14 protein-coding genes are annotated in these 18071 nt (G+C 75.2%); 7 read left to right on the plus strand and 7 right to left on the minus strand.

The features are described 5' to 3' along the window. Window positions 1-15: 15 nt before the first annotated feature. Window positions 16-1092, plus strand: coding sequence for a zinc-binding dehydrogenase (locus tag ACA511_RS14795; protein ID WP_375024865.1), 1077 nt, complete (start codon window positions 16-18; stop codon window positions 1090-1092). Beyond that, window positions 1089-2528, plus strand: coding sequence for an aldehyde dehydrogenase family protein (locus tag ACA511_RS14800; protein WP_375024866.1), 1440 nt, complete (start codon window positions 1089-1091; stop codon window positions 2526-2528). Before ACA511_RS14795 ends, ACA511_RS14800 begins: the two co-directional genes overlap by 4 nt. 169 nt (window positions 2529-2697) lie before the next feature. On the opposite strand, the gene ACA511_RS14805 is transcribed toward ACA511_RS14800, so the two are convergent. Then, window positions 2698-3309, minus strand: coding sequence for a muconolactone Delta-isomerase family protein (locus tag ACA511_RS14805; protein ID WP_375024867.1), 612 nt, complete (start codon window positions 3307-3309; stop codon window positions 2698-2700). Window positions 3310-3444: 135 nt separating this feature from the next. Here ACA511_RS14805 and ACA511_RS14810 point away from each other — a divergent pair, with 135 nt between their 5' ends. Next, window positions 3445-4101: a VOC family protein gene (locus tag ACA511_RS14810; protein ID WP_375024868.1), complete on the plus strand. Its 657-nt coding sequence runs from the start codon at window positions 3445-3447 to the stop codon at window positions 4099-4101. Window positions 4102-4144: 43 nt separating this feature from the next. Here the strand turns inward: ACA511_RS14810 and ACA511_RS14815 are convergent, their stop codons facing one another. From ACA511_RS14815 to ACA511_RS14825, 3 genes are read right to left on the minus strand one after another with little or no spacing between them, the layout of a single operon-like run. After that, a complete protein-coding gene (locus tag ACA511_RS14815; protein ID WP_375024870.1) occupies window positions 4145-4828 on the minus strand; it encodes a response regulator in 684 nt (227 codons plus the stop codon). Next, a complete protein-coding gene (locus tag ACA511_RS14820) occupies window positions 4825-6114 on the minus strand; it encodes a sensor histidine kinase (protein ID WP_375024871.1) in 1290 nt (429 codons plus the stop codon). The genes ACA511_RS14815 and ACA511_RS14820 overlap by 4 nt, the downstream gene beginning before the upstream one ends. Window positions 6115-6121: 7 nt before the next feature. Next, window positions 6122-8353: an MMPL family transporter gene (locus tag ACA511_RS14825; protein ID WP_375024872.1), complete on the minus strand. Its 2232-nt coding sequence runs from the start codon at window positions 8351-8353 to the stop codon at window positions 6122-6124. Window positions 8354-8673: 320 nt separating this feature from the next. Between ACA511_RS14825 and ACA511_RS14830 the strand changes: the two genes are divergently transcribed. Next, entirely contained in the window at window positions 8674-9243 is a 570-nt protein-coding gene (locus ACA511_RS14830) for a DUF4240 domain-containing protein (protein ID WP_375024873.1), read from the plus strand. A gap of 51 nt (window positions 9244-9294) precedes the next feature. Here the strand turns inward: ACA511_RS14830 and ACA511_RS14835 are convergent, their stop codons facing one another. Then, entirely contained in the window at window positions 9295-10425 is a 1131-nt protein-coding gene (locus ACA511_RS14835) for a B12-binding domain-containing protein (RefSeq protein ID WP_375024874.1), read from the minus strand. Beyond that, window positions 10422-12089 (minus strand): PP2C family protein-serine/threonine phosphatase, encoded by a 1668-nt coding sequence (locus ACA511_RS14840; RefSeq protein WP_375024875.1) that lies wholly within the window; start codon window positions 12087-12089, stop codon window positions 10422-10424. The genes ACA511_RS14835 and ACA511_RS14840 overlap by 4 nt, the downstream gene beginning before the upstream one ends. A 190-nt stretch (window positions 12090-12279) precedes the next feature. Here ACA511_RS14840 and ACA511_RS14845 point away from each other — a divergent pair, with 190 nt between their 5' ends. Together ACA511_RS14845 and ACA511_RS14850 are read left to right on the plus strand one after the other, a co-directional pair. After that, a complete protein-coding gene (locus ACA511_RS14845) occupies window positions 12280-13797 on the plus strand; it encodes an SDR family oxidoreductase (RefSeq protein ID WP_375024876.1) in 1518 nt (505 codons plus the stop codon). Window positions 13798-13940: 143 nt separating this feature from the next. Then, window positions 13941-14969, plus strand: a complete 1029-nt coding sequence (locus ACA511_RS14850) for a TIGR03617 family F420-dependent LLM class oxidoreductase (RefSeq protein ID WP_375024877.1) — start codon at window positions 13941-13943, stop codon at window positions 14967-14969. Window positions 14970-15015: 46 nt separating this feature from the next. Here the strand turns inward: ACA511_RS14850 and ACA511_RS14855 are convergent, their stop codons facing one another. Beyond that, window positions 15016-15615 (minus strand): TetR/AcrR family transcriptional regulator, encoded by a 600-nt coding sequence (locus tag ACA511_RS14855; RefSeq protein WP_375024878.1) that lies wholly within the window; start codon window positions 15613-15615, stop codon window positions 15016-15018. Window positions 15616-15642: 27 nt separating this feature from the next. On the opposite strand from ACA511_RS14855, the gene ACA511_RS14860 reads away from it, so the two are divergent. Continuing rightward, on the plus strand, window positions 15643-18060 hold the full coding sequence (locus ACA511_RS14860) for a PEP/pyruvate-binding domain-containing protein (RefSeq protein ID WP_375024879.1): 2418 nt from the start codon (window positions 15643-15645) through the stop codon (window positions 18058-18060). The last annotated feature ends 11 nt before the right edge of the window (window positions 18061-18071 follow it).

Consider the following 18071-nt stretch of genomic DNA (forward strand, 5'->3'; position numbering starts at 1 on the left):
ACGAGGAAGGTGTCCGTGCGCGCACTGGTCTGGGACGGAACAGGTCTCCACGTCGACTCGACCATCGAGGTCCGCCCGCCGGGCCCGGGCGAGGTCGCCGTCGACATCGCCATGGCCGGCCTGTGCCACAGCGACGTCAGCCCGATGGAGGGCCGCATCCCCCAGCCCACGCCGGTCATCCTCGGCCACGAGGCCGTCGGCACGGTCGCCGCGGCGGGCCCCGGCGCCGACGTGCCCGTGGGGCGGCGGGTCGTGCTCACCGTCCTGCGCCGGTGCGGCGAGTGCCGGCGCTGCCGCGAGGGCCGGCCGGCCCTCTGCGCCGCGTCCACCCGGCCCGTCGCCAGCCCGTTCTCCCGCGACGGCGGCGTCGTGCACCAGTTCGTCAAGGTCGGCGCCTTCGCCGAGCGGATCGTGGTGGCCCGGGAGCAGGTCATCGCGATGCCCGCGGAGATCTCCGACCCGGTCGCCGCCATGCTCGGGTGCGCCACGGTCACCGCGTTCGGCGCCGTGGAGGACCGCGCCCGGCTCCGGGCCGGCGAGTCCGTGCTCGTCACCGGCGCAGGCGGGATCGGCCTGAACGCGGTCCTCGCCGCCGGGGCGGCCGGCGCGGAGCGCATCGTGGTCGTCGACCGCAACCCGGCGAAGGAGAAGATCGCCCGCACGTGCGGGGCGACCGACTTCCTCGTTCCAGGCGACCCGGCGGAGACCGCCCCGGCCGTGCGGGCGCTCGTGCCGGGCGGGGTGGACGCCGCGTTCGAGTGCACGGGCCATACCGGAGTCCTCAACGCCGCGGTCAAGTCCCTCGCGGGGGGCGGACGGGTCGTCGTGCTCGGGCTGCCGCCGACCGGCGGGACCCTCGGCCTCGAGGTGCGCGACCTCTTCCACGACAAGTCGCTGCTCGGCTGCCGCATGGGCTCGGTCGACCCGCACCGCAAGCTCCCCGACCTCGCCCAGCGCGTCCTCCGCGGCGAACTCGACCTGACCCCGCTCGTCTCGGCGGTCGTGCCCCTGGAGGGCGCGGCGCAGCTCGTCGACGACCTCCGCGACGGCCGCATCGACCGCGGCTTCCTCCGATTCGGGAGCACCTCGTGACCACGACCGTCCACCACCACTCGATCGCCGGTGACACGCTGAGCGGCTCCGCGGCGTACGACGTCACCGACCCCTACACCGAGCGGGTCATCGCCGCGGTCGCCGACGGCGGCCGCACCGCGGCCGACGCCGCCGTCGCCGCGGCCGCCGGCGCGCGCGACGCCTGGGCCGCGACCCCGGTCGAGACCCGCCGCCGCGTGCTCGGCCGCGCCGGCGAACTGCTCGAAGCCCGGCGCGGCGAACTCGTCGACCTGGCCATCTCCGACACGGGCGCCCGCCGCGCCGTCGCCGAGCAGACCCAGGTGGACGCGGCGCTGGCCCGGCTCCGGCACTGGTCCACCCTGCCGGCCGACCTGCTCACCGTCCCGGCGGAGCCCGTGGCGTCCGGCCTCGCGGGAACGGTGACGCGCACGCCCGTCGGCGTGGTCGGCTGCATCAGCCCCTACAACTTCCCGCTGCTCGCGATGGTCGCGAAGGTCGCGCCCGCCCTGTTCGCCGGCAACACCGTGGTGATGAAGCCCGCCCCGCAGGACCCGCTGCTCGTCATCGCGCTCACCGAGGCGCTCAACGAGGCGCTGCGGGCCGAGGGCGCGCCGGCGGGCGCGGTCAACCTGGTGACGGGCGCGGGCGCCGAGCCCGGCGCCGCGCTGGTCGACCACCCCGGGGTCGGTGCGATCAGCTTCACCGGCAGCACGGCGGTCGGCACCGAGATCTACCGGTCGGCGGCGCCCGGCATGAAGCGGCTCCTCCTCGAACTCGGCGGCAAGGGCGCGCTCGTCGTGCGGGCCGACGCCGACCTCGACGCCGTCGTCGCCGGCGCGACGCGGGCGTGGACGGTCCACTCCGGGCAGATCTGCGTGACGCCCGCCCGCGTCATCGTGGACGCCTCGCTGCACGACGAGGTCGTCGGGCGGCTGCGCACCGCGCTGGGCGGCCTCGTGCACGGCGACCCGCGCGACCCCGCGACGACGACCGTCCCGCTGATCAGCGAGGTCCAGCGCGACCGCGTCGCCGCGCTGGTGGCGGGCGCCCGCGCCGAGGGCGGGACGGTGCACACCGCGGCGGGCGTCCCGGACCGCGGCTACTTCCACCCCGCCACCCTCGTGACGGGCGTCGGCCCGGAGACGGCGGTCATGCAGGAGGAGGCGTTCGGCCCGGTCGTCTGCGTCACCCCGGTGTCCTCGGACGACGAAGCCGTCGCCGTCGCCAACTCGACGCGCTACGGGCTGACCGACCAGGTCTACTCGCGCGACCTCGACGCGGCGCACCGCGTGGCCGCCCGGCTGGCCGCCGCACAGGTCGGCATCAACACCTGCGCCCGGCGGGGGGACCTCCCCTTCGGCGGCACCAGGTCCAGCGGCCTCGGGCGCAGCGGCGGCGCCTACGCGCTCGACTCGTACACCGAACTCCGCGCGACGGTGCGTCCGGCCGGCTGACGGCTCGCTCGGCTGCCTCGGATGACGGCCGTCGCGGTCGGGACGTCCGCGGGCCCCCGACGCGGCGGAGCCGATGTCGGGCCGCACCGTGCTGTTCTAGACGGTCGAGCGTACGCCCTCGCCGTCGTCCACCAGGGCTCGTGATCCGCCGGCGCGTCGCGGGATCCGTCTACGGCGCCGCGCTCGCCGGGTCGCTGGGGTGACGCGTCAGCGGCACCGTCTCCATGGTGAGCCAGTCGGCCAGCGGAAGCGATCGCAGCATCTCCGCGATCCGCGCGGCTCCGGCGGCCTGGAAGAGGCCCAGGTTGCGCCCCCGGCCCGGCAGCGTCCACAGGCGGGCCAGGTGCCCTTCGGCGGCCAGTTCGCGGGCGCGGACGGCCTCACGGGCGAACGCCTCGTCGCGGGCCGCCGCGCTCGCGGTGTCCGGCACGCCGAGGACGAAGGTGACCAGGTACTCCCCGCCGTCGGCGGCGAGCGGCACCTCGCCGGGCCCGGGGTCGTTGGGGTGCGGGCCGAGCGCGGTGACCTCGTCGGTCCGCCAGACGCGCAGCGGCATGGCGGCGAGCGTCCGCTCGAGGTCGCCGGGGCCGGCGGCGGTGAACAGCCCGAGGGTGCGCCATTCGCCCGGCCCCAGCGGCGGACGCCACAGGCGCGCCACCCGCCCCTGCTCGGCCAGCCGCCGGGTGTTCGCGGCCTCCCGGGCCCGCATGCCGTCCACGTCGTGCGACGGCGTCCCGTCCGGCACCCGCGTGGTCATCGTCACCAGGTACTCGCGCCGCATGTCCCGCCCCCTCGTTCGCCGACGGGACCAGTGTCGGCCGGACGGGCGGCCGCTCGCACCCGTGGTCCTCCCTGGTCCTCGCGGACCAGTGGGGCTTCCCGGCTCGCCCGGGGCGCCCGCCGGGAAGGCATGGGGGTGTCGGGAACTCCGTACGAGCGCTGGGAGGCGCGGGTCATGGACATGAAACTCGAAGTGGTCGTCGTGCCGGTCTCGGACGTCGACCGCGCCAAGGACTTCTACACGGGGCTGGGCTGGCGGCTGGACGCCGACGTCGCCACCGGGAAGGACTTCCGGGTGGTGCAGGTGACTCCGCCCGGCTCGCCGGCGTCGGTCATCTTCGGAACGTCGGTCACCGCCCAGGCGCCGGGCACGGCTGAGGGACTGCACCTGATCGTGAACGACATCGACGCCGCGCGCAAGGAGCTGGAGCGGCTCGGCGCCGAGCCGGGCGAGGTGTTCCACGACGCCGGCGGCGTCTTCCACCACGCGGGCGCGGAAGCCCGGGTGCCGGGGCCGGCCCCGCAGCGCGGCAGCTACGGCTCGTTCCTGTCCTTCGGCGACCCGGACGGCAACGGCTGGGTCCTGCAAGAGATCACCACCCGGCTCCCCGGACGGCTGGACCCGGCGGTCACCGCGTTCTCGTCCACCGCCGACCTGGCGGCCGCGCTGCGCCGCGCCGCGGACGCGCACGGCGCGCACGAGGCGCGCACCGGCGCCGAGGACCCGGACTGGCCGGGCTGGTACGCCGACTACATGGTGCGCGAGCAGGCGGGCGCCGAACTGCCGACGTGACCGGGTCCGCCGGGACCCGCCGGGTCGACGGCCACAGGCCGGGCTACGGCGGCGGGCCGGGGTCGGCGTGGGCCAGGCCCGTCCGGTAGGCGATGACGACGAGTTGCGCCCGGTCGCGGGCCTCCAGTTTCATCATGGCGCGCTGCACGTGGGCGCGGACGGTGAAGGGGCTGAGGAACATCCGCTCGGCGATCTCCTGGTTGGACAGGCCGGTCGCGACCAGGGCCACCATCTCGCGTTCGCGCGGGGTGAGCGCGGCGAGCTCCTCGGGGCGGTGCGGCGGGGCGTCGTCGTCCGGTGTGGCCAGGAAACGGGCGACCAGGGAGCGGGTCGCGGCAGGGGACAGAAGGGTGTCGCCGTCGGCGACCGTGCGCACGGCGCCCAGCAGGTCCGCGGCCCCGATGCCCTTGCCGATGAAGCCGCTGGCCCCCGCGCGCAGCGCCTGGGCGACGTACTCGTCGGTCTCGTACGTGGTGAGGATCAGGATGCGGGTGGCGCGCAGCTCCGGGTCCGCGCAGATCTCCGACGTGGCGGTGAGGCCGTCCACCTCGGGCATCCGGATGTCCATGATCACCACGTCCGGGGACAGCTCCCGGGTGAGTTCCACGGCCTCCCTGCCGTCGGCGGCCTCGCCGACCACGGTGATGTCGTCGGCGGTGTCGAGCAGCATCCGGAAGGCGCCGCGCAGCAGGGCCTGGTCGTCGGCGAGCAGCACCCGGACCGTCACGGCGCGCCCCCGGCCTCTCCGCCGGGCGTCCGGCCCTCGGCGGCCACCGCTCCGCCGGTCTCCCGCGCCGCGTCCTTGGCGGGCGGGAAGGGCAGCTCGGCCGAGACGAGGAAGCCGCCCTCCGGCCGCCTGCCCGCGGAGAGGCGCCCCCCGACGGCGGCGGCGCGCTCCCGCATGCCGATCAGGCCGTAACCGGGCGGACGATCCTGCGCCTGGGACGCTGCGGCCGGGGACGGCGCGGCCGACGCGGTACGGGCGCCCCCTCCGTCGTCGGCGACGGTGATGGTCACGCGGTCGCGGTTCCAGGTGAGGCCCACCCGGGCGCTACCGGTGCCGGCATGCTTGGTCACGTTGGTCAGAGCCTCCTGGACGATGCGGTACGCGGTGAGGTCCACCCCCGGCGGCAGCGGCCTGGACGCGCCCTCCCGCTGCACCGAGACCTCCAGGCCCGCGCGGCGGAAGGACTCCAGGAGCGTGGGCAGCCGGGACAGCCCCGGCGCCGGTTCGGCGGGCGCGGCCGCGTCCCCGGACTGCCGCAGCAGACCGACCGTGGCCCGCAGTTCGTCGAGCGCGTCGCCGGTGGTCTCGACGAGCTCCCCCAGGCTCTTGCGGGTCTGCTCCGGGCGGGAGTCGAAGAGGTGGGCGGCGACCGTGGCCTGCGCGTTGGCCAGGGTGATCTGGTGGGCGACGAGGTCGTGGAGTTCCCGGGCGATGCGCAGCCGCTCCTCGGCCACTCTGCGGCGCGCCTCGAGGTCCCGGCTCTCCTCGGCCCGCTGGGCCCGCTCCTCCACCGCCGCGAGGTAGGCCCGCCGGTTCTGCGTCGAGTGGCCGAGCACGCCCGCGATCAGGGGGAACGCCGCCACCGCCGCCATCCTGCTCGCGTCCTTCCACGAGAAGTCCCCGAACAGGGGGGTGGACGCGACCAGCAGCGCCGCGGACGTGAGCGACACCGCGGTCACCGTGCGCCGCTCGGTCCGCACGGCGAGCGTGTAGGCGGTGATCACGGCGGGGGCCACGATGAGCGGGGTCATCAGCAGGCCCAGGGGCGCCACCAGCACGCCGCACGCGGTCGTGGCCGCCATGGCGGCCAGGGGCGCCCGGTGCCGCAGCGGCAGCACGGCGCAGGACGCCACGGCGATGAAGTAGGCGGCGGCGGGCGGCGGCGACAGCGTGTCGTCGACCCGCATCACGCCCCCGAGCAGGCAGAGCGCGAACGCGATCGCCGTGATCGCCGCCTCCCGCCACATGCCGCGCGGTCGCGGCCCGCCGCCGCCCGTGTTCGTCATGGCCGGATCAGCGCCCGCCGCCGTGGAGCAGCGGCACCGCCGCGTCCGGCTCGGTCGCGGAGGCCGGGACGGGCCCGCTCAGCCGCTCCCCCTCGATGTCCACATTCGGCAGCACACGGTTCAGGATACGAGGCAGCCACCAGGCCCGATGACCGAGCAGGGCCAGGACCGCGGGGACGATCGCCATCCGGACGACGAACGCGTCGAAGGCGACGGCGGCGGCCAGGCCGACCCCCATCGTCTGGATGGTCGGGCTGCTCATCCCGATGAATCCGGCGAACACGCTGATCATGATGATCGCCGCCGCGGCCACCACGCGTCCGCTGTGCCGGAAGCCCACGACGATCGCCTCGCCGGGGGACGCGCCGCGGACGTGGGCCTCGCGCATCCGGCTGAGGAGGAAGACCTCGTAGTCCATGGCGAGGCCGAACACGATCCCGATGATGAGGATCGGCATCAGCGACATGACCGGTCCGGTCTGCTCGATGCCGATCAGGTCCGCCGCCCAGCCCCACTGGAAGACGGCGACGAGGACGCCGAAGGCGGCGCCCACCGACAGCAGGAAGCCGAGCGCGGCCTTGACCGGGACCAGGATCGAGCGGAAGACCACCATCAGCAGGAGCACCGCCAGGCCGATGACCACGGTCAGATAGGGGACGAGGGCGTCGGACATGGCTTCGGAGATGTCGATGTTCATCGCGGTGGCGCCGGTCACGAGGACGGCTGCGCCCGTGCCGGCCTCGACGCCGGAGACCGCGCCCCGGAGCTCGTGCACCAGGTCCTTGGTCTCGCCGCTGTTCGGCGCGGTCCGCGGGACGGCGGTGAGGACGGCCGTGTCCCCGGCCTGGTTGAGAACCGGGTCACCGACCGACGCGATCCCGTCCACGCCCCGTACGGTCTCGACGACCCGGTCCGCGGCGGCCCGGGTGTCCGCGGACTCCGACATGTCCACCACCACGGTCAACGGGCCGTTGAAGCCGGGGCCGAAGCCTTCCGACAGCAGGTCGTAGGCACGGCGCTCGGTGGTCTCCACCGACTTGGACTCGTCTCCGGGCAGGCCGAGTTCGAGTTTCAGGGCCGGCAGGGCGACGGCGCCGAGACCGATTCCGGCGACCAGCAGCACGGCCAGCGGCCGGCGCAGCACGAACCGCGCCCAGCGGGCGCCGAGCCCGGCCCGGCCGGCGGCGGCCGGCGGTCGCTCGGCTCCCGGACGGGCGGCCCTGCGGACGGCGCGGGACAGGATCCGCCGTCCCGCGAAGCCGAGCAGCGCGGGGACCAGGGTCAGCGCGACGAGCACCGCGAGCGCCACGGCGCCCGCGCCGCCCATGCCCATCTTGGTGAGTTCGGGGATTCCGACGACCCCCAGCCCGACCAGGGCGATGAAGACGGTCGCGCCGGCGAAGACGACGGCGGATCCGGCGGTGCCCACCGCCCGGCCGGCGGCCTCCTGCGGAGCGCTGCCCCGGGCGAGCTCGTCGCGGAACCGGGAGGTGATGAAGAGCGCGTAGTCGATGCCGACCGCCAGCCCCAGCATCAGGGAGAGGATGGCGACGGTGGACGTCAGGCCCAGCGGTACGGCCAGCGCGGAGACGAGGCCGAAGGCGATGGCCACGCCCACGAAGGCGGTCAGCAGCGACAGTCCGGCCGCGACCAGCGATCCCAGGGCGACGACCAGCACCACCGCGGCCACCGCCACGCCGATGATCTCCGTGGTCCCGCCCGGCGCCTCCTCCGATTCCAGGGCCGAGCCGCCGATCTCCACGGTCAGCCCCGCGTCCCGGGCCTGGCCCGCGGCGTCCTGAAGGGCGGTCTTCGTGGCGTCGGTGAGGTCGACTGCGTCCGCGCTATAGCCGATCGTCGAGTAGGCGATGGTGCCGTCCTCGCTGACGGCGCCGGTCTCGTAGGGGTCGGTGGCCGACGCGACCTGGCCGCCGTCCAGCGAGCCGAGGGCGTCCTGGACGGCCGCCTTGTTCCCCGCGGCCGTCACCCGCTGCCCGTCCGGGGCCTGGAACACCAGGCGGGCCTCGGCCCCCTGGGAGTTGCTCTGCGGGAAGCGCTCGTCCAGCAGGTCGAACGCCTTCTGCGACTCGGTGCCGGGCATGGAGAGGTCCTCCTCCTGCCCGGCCGGCGCCATGGCGGCGGCGACCCCGGCCAGCACCAGGGCGCCCAGCCAGAGACCGAGCACGAGCCGGCGCCGCCGGAAGGCCCACCGTCCGATCCGGTAGAGAAATGTCGCCATCTTGTTGATCACTCCAGATGATGCCGGGAAAGGGGAAATGCGCGGAAACTCGCGCGTCTCCAACACTCCCCGCCGGCGCCCCGCCGGGCATCGTCCCCCGCCACCGTCTCCACCTGGTGCGCCCGGACGAGCCGCTCACGCGTCCTAGTGCGTACGCACCAGGCCGACGTCCCCGAGCATCTTCGGCGCGCGGGACCCTTTTTGCGGTTCGCGGCGGCTGAACGAGCGGGTCGGCGCGAGCCCCCAGCACGTCGTCCCGATTGTCGGACCGGTACGCGATGCTGTCTCCCGGCCGAAGAAACCGAGATACGGGGGACCGGATGGACGAGCGCGCGTGGTGGGAGCTGATCGAGGGGGCGCGGGCCCTGGCCGGCGACCGCGCCGACGACCGCGACTTCCCCGACGACCCGCTGGTCCCGATCCTGACCGACCGCCTGGCCGAGCTGGACGGCCCCCGGATCATCGACTTCGACGTCCGGCTGACGCGCGTGACCGACTCGGCCTACCGGCGTCCGCTCTGGAACGCCGCCTACCTCGTCGAGGGCGGCTGCGGCGACGACGGCTTCATGGACTTCCGCGCCGGGCTCGTCCTGCTGGGACGCGAGGTGTTCACCCGTGCCGTCGCCGACCCCGACTCGCTCGCGGCCCTGCCGACGGTGGCCCGGATGAGCCGCGAGGAAGGCGGCTGGATCGGCTGCGAGGCCCTGCACTACGCGCCCATGGACGCCTACCACCGCGTCATGGGCGAGACGGCGTCGTTCGACACGGCGATGGAGACCGCGGTGCGCTCGATGCGGCGCCCCGAGACACCCGCGGGCGCGGACTGGGACGTCGAGGACGACGACGAGACCAGGCGGCACCTCCCCCGCTTGGCGGCACTCTTCCTGTGAGCCGCGCCGCCACGAACCTTGAGAAAGGGGGCGTTCGGCGCCCTTCGGGCCCTATCCCTGCGAGTCCCCTTTCTGCGCTCCGCCGGGGCCGCCGGGGCGCGTGCCCGAGAGATGCTCTTGGACGACGGTACGGGCGCGTGACAGCAGGTCAGCGGCGCGCGGATAGTCGGTGAGCTGCTCCAGGAGCAGGTCCAGTACCGGCAGGAGGAACTGCGCGGGCACGTCGCGAGCGGTCAGGATGTCGGCGGTCCACGTCATGAACGCGGTGAACAGTTCGGGGTCGTCCAGGTACAGGGCCGTGCCGAAGAACTCGACGATGTGGGAGATGTCCTCGGCCGTCCGGTTCCGCTGTTCATCGGTGTAGCCCGCCATCGCCGGGATCCGCGACCGCAACCCGCTCAGCACGTGCCGGACCAGCTGGGGAGTCGTCCGTGTGACGTGGGCGTAGGTCCGGTCGGCCAGGTGCGGCAGGTCGTCGGCGACCCGGTGGGGACGCGGCTCGGGCAGCGGGCCGCGCGCCAGCCGGTCGGCGGCGGCGCGGGCGTCGGGCGCCCACGCGTCCGCGCCCAGCAGGGCGGCGTAGCGGCCGTCGGGACCGTAGGCGGCGCCGCCGACCATGACCGGGGTGCCGGTCGACTGGCAGGCGGTGATGGCCGCGTGCGCGGCCGGGAGCCGGGTGGCGATCGAGGACGACAGCGCCACCGCGGCGGGGCCGGTCTCGTGCAGATGGGAGATCAGATGCGGGGTCGGCACCTGGGCGCCGAGGTAGTCGACCCGCCAGCCGCGCAGCCGCAGCACCTCGGCCAGGAGCCGGGCCGGCAGGGCGTGCCACTCGCCGTCGATGCAGGCCACCGCGATGCGGCCGGGCCGCTCCGCGGCCCGCGCCCGCCGCCGGACGGCCGGGTGGTGCGCGACGGCGCCGATCACGCGCTCGTTGACGGCGGTGGCGCTGTGCTCCTGCGCGACGGTGATCCGGTTGGCCGCCCACTCGCGCCCCACCCGGGCCTGGAGGGGGGCGATGACGTCCAGCAGCAGGTCCTCGGGGTCCATGCCGTCGTCCAGGGCCGCCATCACGATGTCGGTGGCGGCGAACTCGTCCCCGGTGGTGACGGCCTCCCAGAGCCCGTCCGTCTGGACGCCCGTCCTCCCCTTCGCGGCGGACGGCCGAGCCGAGCGGGTCATGCGGCGCCCCCTTCCGGTTCCCGGGCCGCCCTGTCCGCGCCGGCCCGGACGCGTCCCGGCGCGGTGATCGCGATCACCGCCATGTCGTCGCGCCGGCCGGCCCCGACCCATTCGGCGGCGAGCATGTGCACCCGCTCCACCAGCGCCTCCGGGGGCATGCCGCCGCATCCGCCCAGCTCGGCGCGCAGCCGCTCGTCACCGAACATCTCGTCGCCGAGCGGCCCGCCGACGGCCTCGGTGATGCCGTCGGTGTACAGCAGGCAGGTGTCCCCGGCGTCGAGCGTCACCTCGGCGGTCGTCGAGTCGATGTCGTCGAGCACGCCGATCAGCGAGCCGCCGGTCCGGGCCGCCTCGACCGCCCCGCCGACCCGGACGACCAGAGGGGGAGCGTGACCGGCGCTGGTGAGCCGCATCCGCACCTGCGCGCCCCGGCGGCGCGCCGAGGCCAGCACCAGCGTGACGAACCTCGTCGAGTCGCCGTGCAGCAGCGCGCCGTTGAGCAGTTCCAGGAGGCGCCGGTGGTCGTCCGCCATCGGCAGCAGGGCCCGCAGCGTGGTGCGGATCTTCCCGGTCAGGACCGCGGCCTCCAGGCCCTTGCCGCACACGTCCCCCAGCACCACCAGGGACTCGGCCTCCGCATCGGCCGTGCCGGCGGGGAAGACGTCGTAGAAGTCGCCTCCGACCTGGTCCTCGGCGCGGGACGGCCGGTACCGCGCCGCCAGCTCCACCTCGTCCAGTTCGTGCGTGCTGGGCGGCAGCAGGTCGCGCATCAGGGTCGCGGTGATGGCCGCCTGCTCGGCGTAGAGGCGTGCGGCCGACAGCGTCGCGCCGGCCCGGCCGGCGAAGAGGCGGACGGTCAGCTCCTCCTCCCCCGCCGGGACCGCGTCCCGGCCCGCCCGGCTCAGCAGCACCAGTGCCCCGGCCGGGACGCCATGGCCGGGCAGCGCGACGACCACGATCGCGGCCGGCGTTCCCCGCGCCGGGCGCGTGAGCCAGGCGGGCGCGGTGCGCGGATCGATCCGGCGCGGGGGCACCGGAGGGAAGCCCCGCAGCGCGTCGGCCAGGCCCTCGACCTCGGCCGGGTCGATGAGCAGCACCCGGTGGTCGACCGTCCCGCCGGGCCCGCAGTAGGCGACGGGATGGCCCCGCGCGGAACGCGGGGCGATCACCACGGCCGCGTCGGCCAGGTGCCGGGCGGCCAGCCGCGCGGTCACCTCCATGCACCGCTCCAGGTTGAGCGACGCCGGCAGCTCCTCGGACGTCTCGATCAGGAACGCCATGCGCTCCCGCTCGGTGACATCGACCAGCCACCAGACCGTCTCCGGGTTCGCCGGGCCCCTGCTCCCGTTCTCCGGCACCGGATGCGCCTCGACCACGCGGTCGCCGATCCGCCCGCGGGCGAACGCACCCGCGGGCCGCCCTCCGGCGTCCGTCCCTCCCAGGCCGCCCCGATCGTCGATCGACCGCTGGGCGTCGGCCAGCCATTCCGGGACGGCGGCGGACGCCGATCCACCCGGCGGGACGCCCAGCAGCAGCCGCGCCGCGTCGTTGGCCCGGTCGATGCCCCCGGACGGGGCGACGGTCAGAACCGCACACGGAGCGAAGCGCAGCACCGGATCGAGCACGTCCCGCGCCCTGCCTTCGCCTTGAGTCGGTTCCGTCACGCCATGGCCTCCGAAGAGATAGTTCTTCCTGACTCCGAATGCCCCGCTGACCTCAACCGGAACACTCCGCGCACGACGGCCCTCCGGACGGGCCGCGGAACGCCCCACCGCTTCCTCGCCACAGAACCCGCAGGAATCGGTCAACGCTTATGGCGCGCGGCGCCGGGTAGGGCCCTGACCAGGGGTAATCATGATCAAGTCGCTGCACGGGCGGGGCGGGAGCGTCTGCCTGGTGACGGGCGCCAGCGGCTATATCGGCGGCCGGCTCGTGCCCGCGCTGCTGGACGCCGGCTACCGGGTGCGCTGCATGGCCCGCTCGGCCCGGCGGCTGCGCGACCATCCGTGGGCCGATCGTGTGGAGATCGCGGAGGCCGACGCCACCGACCCCGAATCCACGCGGCGCGCCCTGCACGGGGTGGACGTCGCCTACTACTTGATCCATGCGATCGGCGCCGCGGGCGGTTTCGCCGAGACCGACCGGCGGGCGGCCCGCACCTTCGGCGGCGCGGCGCGGGACTCCGGGGTCGGCCGGCTGGTCTATCTCGGCGGGATGGACCCCGAGGAAGACCTGTCGCCGCATCTGCGCTCGCGCGCCGAGGTCGGCGAGATCCTGCTCCGCAGCGGGGTGCCGACGGCGTGGCTGCGCGCCGCGGTGATCATCGGGTCGGGCTCGGCGTCGTTCGAGATGCTGCGCTACCTCACCGAGCGGCTGCCGGTGATGGTCACGCCGCGGTGGGTGCACTCGCGCATCCAGCCGATCGCGATCCAGGACGTGCTGCACTACCTGGTCGGCGCCGCCGCCCTGCCCGCCGAGGTGAACCGCGGGTTCGACATCGGCGGACCCGACGTGCTCACCTACGTCGGCATGATGCACCGCTACGCCGCCGTCGCCGGGCTCCGGCACCGGATCGTCGTGCCGGTTCCGGTGCTGAGCCCGCGGTTGTCGAGCTTGTGGGTGGGGGCCATCACGCCCGTCCCCGGCTCCCTCGCGCGCCCGCTCGTCGAGTCGCTGCGCAACGAGGTGGTCTGCGCCGAGCACGACATCGACGGGTACATCCCACCGCCGTCCGCCGGACCGGTCGGTTTCGACCGCGCGGTGGCGTTGGCGCTGCGCCGGGTGCGCGACGCCGACGTCGCCACGCGCTGGTCGTCGGCCGGCACCCCGGGCGCGCCCGGCGACCCGCTGCCCACCGACCCGGACTGGGCGGGCGGCAGCCTCTACACCGACGAGCGCGCCTGCCGGTCCGGCGCGCCGGCGGAGAAGGCGTGGGAGGTGATCGAGGGGATCGGCGGGGAGCACGGCTGGTACTCCTTCCCGGTCGCCTGGCGGATCCGCGGCGTCCTGGACCGGCTGGTGGGCGGCGTCGGGCTGCGGCGCGGCCGCCGCGACCCGGACCGCCTGCGCGTCGGGGAGGCCGTGGACTTCTGGCGGGTGGAGGAGATCGAGCCGGGCCGGCTGCTGCGGTTGCGGGCGGAGATGCGGCTTCCCGGGCTCGCCTGGCTGGAGTTCGGCGTGCGGCGGGACGGTTCCGGCGCGCTCGTCACGCAGCGGGCGCTGTTCCACCCGAGGGGCCTGGCCGGTCACGCGTACTGGTGGGCGTTCCGGCCGTTCCACGGACGGATCTTCGGGGGCATGTGCCGGGGCATCGCCCGCGCGGCCGAGCAGGAGGTTCCGTCTGGGGCGCGCGCGCCGGCCCGCCTGCCGTAGAACGGTCCGGGCGCGGGTCGCGTCCCGCCGCGCGGAGCGGGAAGGCCGGAGGTTTCCGGCGGGCGCCCGGGATGGGAAGCTCGTGCGGGACCCCCGCCCCTCGTCGAGGGACACGCGGCGCCGCGCGGAATGGAGATCGGCCAGTGAAGCTCGATGTGCAACTGGACGGACGGCCGGACGAGGCGGCAGAGCGCGCCCGCACGCTGATCGCCGCCGGAGTGGACGGCCTGTTCACGTTCGAGGGCCCGCACGACGTGTTCCTGCCGCTGAGCGTCGCGGCCGGCTCGTCGGACGTGCCGCCGACCGACCTGATGACCAACGTCGCGATCGCGCTCCCGCGCAGCCCGATGCACCTGGCCAACACGGCCTATGACCTGCAACTGCTGAGCAAGGGGCGGTTCCGGCTCGGGCTGGGCTCGCAGATCAGGCCGCACATCGAGAACCGCTACGGCTCGACCTGGAGCAGGCCGGCGGCCCGGATGCGCGAGACCGTGCTCGCGGTGAAGGCCATCCTGAACTCCTGGCAGGACGGCGCCCGGCTCGACTTCCGCGGCGAGTTCACCAAGCACACCCTGATGCCCGCGGCGTTCGTCCCCGGCCCCAACCCGTACGGCGTGCCGCCGGTCCTGCTCGGCGCGCTGGGCCCGGTGATGACCCGGACCGCGGCCGAGGTCGCCGACGGGCTGCTGGTGATGCCGTTCCACAGCCGCCGGCATTTCCGCGAGCGCACGCTCCCGGCCGTGGCCGAGGGCCTGAAGCTGGCGGACCGCGAGCGGATCGACCTGTACCCGCAGGCGATCGTCGCGACGGGCGGCTCCCCAGCCGAGATCGAGGCCGCCGCCTTCGGTGTGAAGGGGCTGCTGGCGTTCTACGGCTCGACTCCGGCGTACAGGCCCGTCCTGGACATCGAGGGCTGGGGCGACCTGCAACCCGAGTTGAACGCGCTGTCGAAGACCGGCGACATCATGCGGATGATCGGCCTGATCGACGACACGATGATGCGGACCCTGGCGGTCGTCGGGACACCGGCCGAGTGCGCCGCGGAGATCAAGAGCCGGTTCGGTGACGTGGCCGAGCGCATCTGCGCCTACTTCCCCGGCTCGACCCATCCGCCGGAGACGATCGCCGCCCTCGCCGCCGAACTGCGGGGAACGGCGGAGCCGGCCGCGTGACCCGCGCACCCGGTCCGGGCTCGGCCTTCGGGCGGGCCGGAGGCCGTCAGGGCGCCGCCCCGTAGTCCGCTGGCCGCACGCCGTCGAGGAGGATGCGGGCCGTCTTGTCGACCCAGTCCGGCGTGAGGCCGTCGGGGCCCCTGGTCAGCGTCGCGGCGAGCGCGGAGCCGATGACCATCTCCAGGATCACGAGGGCGTCGACCTCGGCGTCGAGTTCACCGCTCTCGACGGCCGCGGCGAGGGTGGCGTCGAGTCCGCGCCATCCCCCGGCGGAGAACCGCTCCAGAAGGCGCCGGTGGACGACCGGGTCGGTCGCGGCTTCGGCTATCAGCCCGGGCACGGCGAGCCGGGCCAGGGGGGTGGTCAGGAGTTCCGCGGTCCGCCGCACCAGTTCGCGCAGGTCTGCGGCGAACGAGCCCGTCCGGGGCGCGCCGGCGGTGACGCCGTCCCGGAAGACCGCCTCGTGGACGAGGTGGGCCTTGCCGGGCCAGCGCCGGTAGACCGCGGGCCGGGACGTGCCCGCGCGGTCGGCGATGGCGGCCACGGTCAGATCGGCGTAGCCGACCTCCGCCAGCAGCTCGGCGGCGGCGCTTAGGACGGCGTCGTCGATGCGGGCGTCACGGGGTCTTCCGGTGGGGTTGCTCATTTCCGAGCACAGTGTAACGTAACTGCCGTGCAGCAGCCCGGGAGCGAGCTCGTCGAGTTGTCGGACGTCATCGACGCGAGGTACGGCGGCAAGGCCCTCGGCCTCGCGCGGCTCGCCGCCGCCGGATTCCCGGTGCCGGCCGCGTTCGTCATCGCGAACGCCGACGCCGACGCCCTCCCCGCCGGGCTCGGAGCGCGCTACGCCCGGCTGGCCGGCCCGGACAGGGCGGTCGCGGTGCGCTCCTCCGCCTCGGGCGAGGACGGCGCCGAGAACTCCTTCGCCGGCCAGTACGAGTCGGTCCTGGGCGTGGACGGCTACGACGGGCTCCTCGCCGCGATCCGGCATTGCACCGCGTCCGCGTCCTCGGAGCGCGCGACCGCCTACCGGGCGGCCGCCGGGACCTCCGGCGCGATGCACCTCGTCGTCCAGGAGATGGTCGACGCGCGCGCCGCCGGCGTCGTGTTCACCGCGGATCCGGCGAGCGGCCGGCGCGACCTGTGCGTGGTCGACGCGGTTCCCGGCCTGGGCGAGTCGCTGGTCGGCGGCTCCGCGAGCTCCGACCACTACGAGGTCGACCGCGCCGGGCGGATCGCGGACCGCCGGGCCGCGCCGCGTCCGGCACTCGCCGACGACGAGGTAGCGGCGGTCGCGGCCGGCGCCCGGGCCGCGGAGGCGCGGTGGGGCGCACCCCTGGACCTCGAATGGGCGATCGACCGGACCGGCGGGATCCGCTGGCTCCAGGCGCGGCCGATCACCACCCTGCCCGGGGCCCTGGACGAGATGGACAGCGCGGTGGCCGGCGACGACCACGTCTACACCCGGTGCAACATCGGCGAGATGATGCCCGGCGCCTTCTGCCCCCTCACGGCGTCCGTCAGCGGGCAGGCGATCGAGTACGCGATGCAGACGGTCCAGGTCGTCGCCGGATTCCAGGACTCCTACCGGGAGGACCGCTGGCTGCAACTCGGCTACTTCTCCGGCCACCTGTTCCTCAACATGACCGAGGGCACGGCCCTGAGCTCGGGGATCCTGGGCAACTCGCTGGAGCAGTACTCGCTCTCGATCGCGGGCCGGGTCGTGGACGAGCTGGTCCCGAAGCCGCCGAAGCCGTTCGCCCGGCGCCTCGTCAACACCGTCCGGCTGACGGCGTTCGCGCTCTCGGCGGGACGGGCGATCCGCCGCCTGGACCGCGGCCTGGCGCGCTTCGAGGCGCCGTCCGCGGCGGAGCCGGCGGCGCTGCTCACCGAGCTCGACGCCGCGGTCGGGCTCTACAACGCGGCCGCGCTCGCCCACGTCCGCTCCTCCGCGCGCTCCGCCGTCGCCGCCAACGTGCTGGAGCAGGCGGTGGTGCGCGAAGCGGTCCGCGCCGGCCGGAGCGAGGACGAGGGCCGGTCCCGGGCCGCCGCGCTGATGGCCGGCGCCGCGAACGTCGAGAGCGCCGTCATGCTGGAGCAGCTGGACGACGTGGTCGGCCGGCTGGCCGCGGACGCGGCGGAGGCCGAGGCGTTCCTCGGCGCGGACGCCGCCGAGGCCGTGGCCCGGCTGACCGGAGCCGGCGGGCCCACCGGTGCGGCGTTCGACGCGTTCCTGCGGCGCCACGGCCACCGGGGCTACCGGGAGCTGTGCATGCGCGACCCGTCGTGGGGGGACGACCCCGGAGGTCTCGGCACGATCATGCAGGCCATGCTGCGGGCGCGCCTCCTCACCGGCGGCGCCGTCCGGGCGGACCCGTCGCCGCGGGAGGGCGCCTCCCGGGCGGTGCGGGCGATGGCGCGCCTCGCGCGGGCCGGGGCGCGCGGACGCGAGGCCACCAAGTCGCGGATGGTCCTGGTCGCGCACCGGCTCGGCCGCGGCTACCGCCTGCTGGGCGAGCGGCTGGCCGAAGCGGGGCGGCTGCCCGACGCCGACCTGGTGTTCTTCTTCGACCGGTCCGAGCTGCCGGCCCTCCTGGACGCCGGCCGCGCCGGGGACCTGGTCGGCCGCGCCGAGGCGCGCCGGGCGGCGCTCCCCTTCCAGGCCCGGCTCGAGTTCCCGGACGTCAGCGTCGGCAAGCCCGTCCCGATCCGGCCGGAGCCCCCGGAGGGGACCGGGGACGGCGTGATCGTCGGCCGTCCCGCGTGCGGCGGCGCCGTCGAGGGGACCGTCCGGGTCGCGGCCACGATCGCGGAGGCCCGGGAACTGCGGCCCGGTGAGGTCCTGGTCGCGCCCGTCACCGACGTCGGCTGGACCCCCTACTTCACCCTGATCGCGGCGCTCGTCACCGACATCGGCAGCTCGGTGTCCCATGGCGCCGTCGTCGCCCGCGAGTACGGCCTGCCCTGCGTGGTCAACACCCAGGGCGCCACCCGCGTGCTCCGCACCGGCGACCGGGTCCGGGTCGACGGCGACCGCGGAACCGTGACGCTGCTAGAGGGCGGCGGAGCAGAAGGGGGCGTCCCCGCGTAGGCGCGCCGCCT

It is taken from the genome of Actinomadura sp. GTD37 (genome assembly GCF_041951365.1).
Lineage (GTDB): Bacteria > Actinomycetota > Actinomycetes > Streptosporangiales > Streptosporangiaceae > Spirillospora.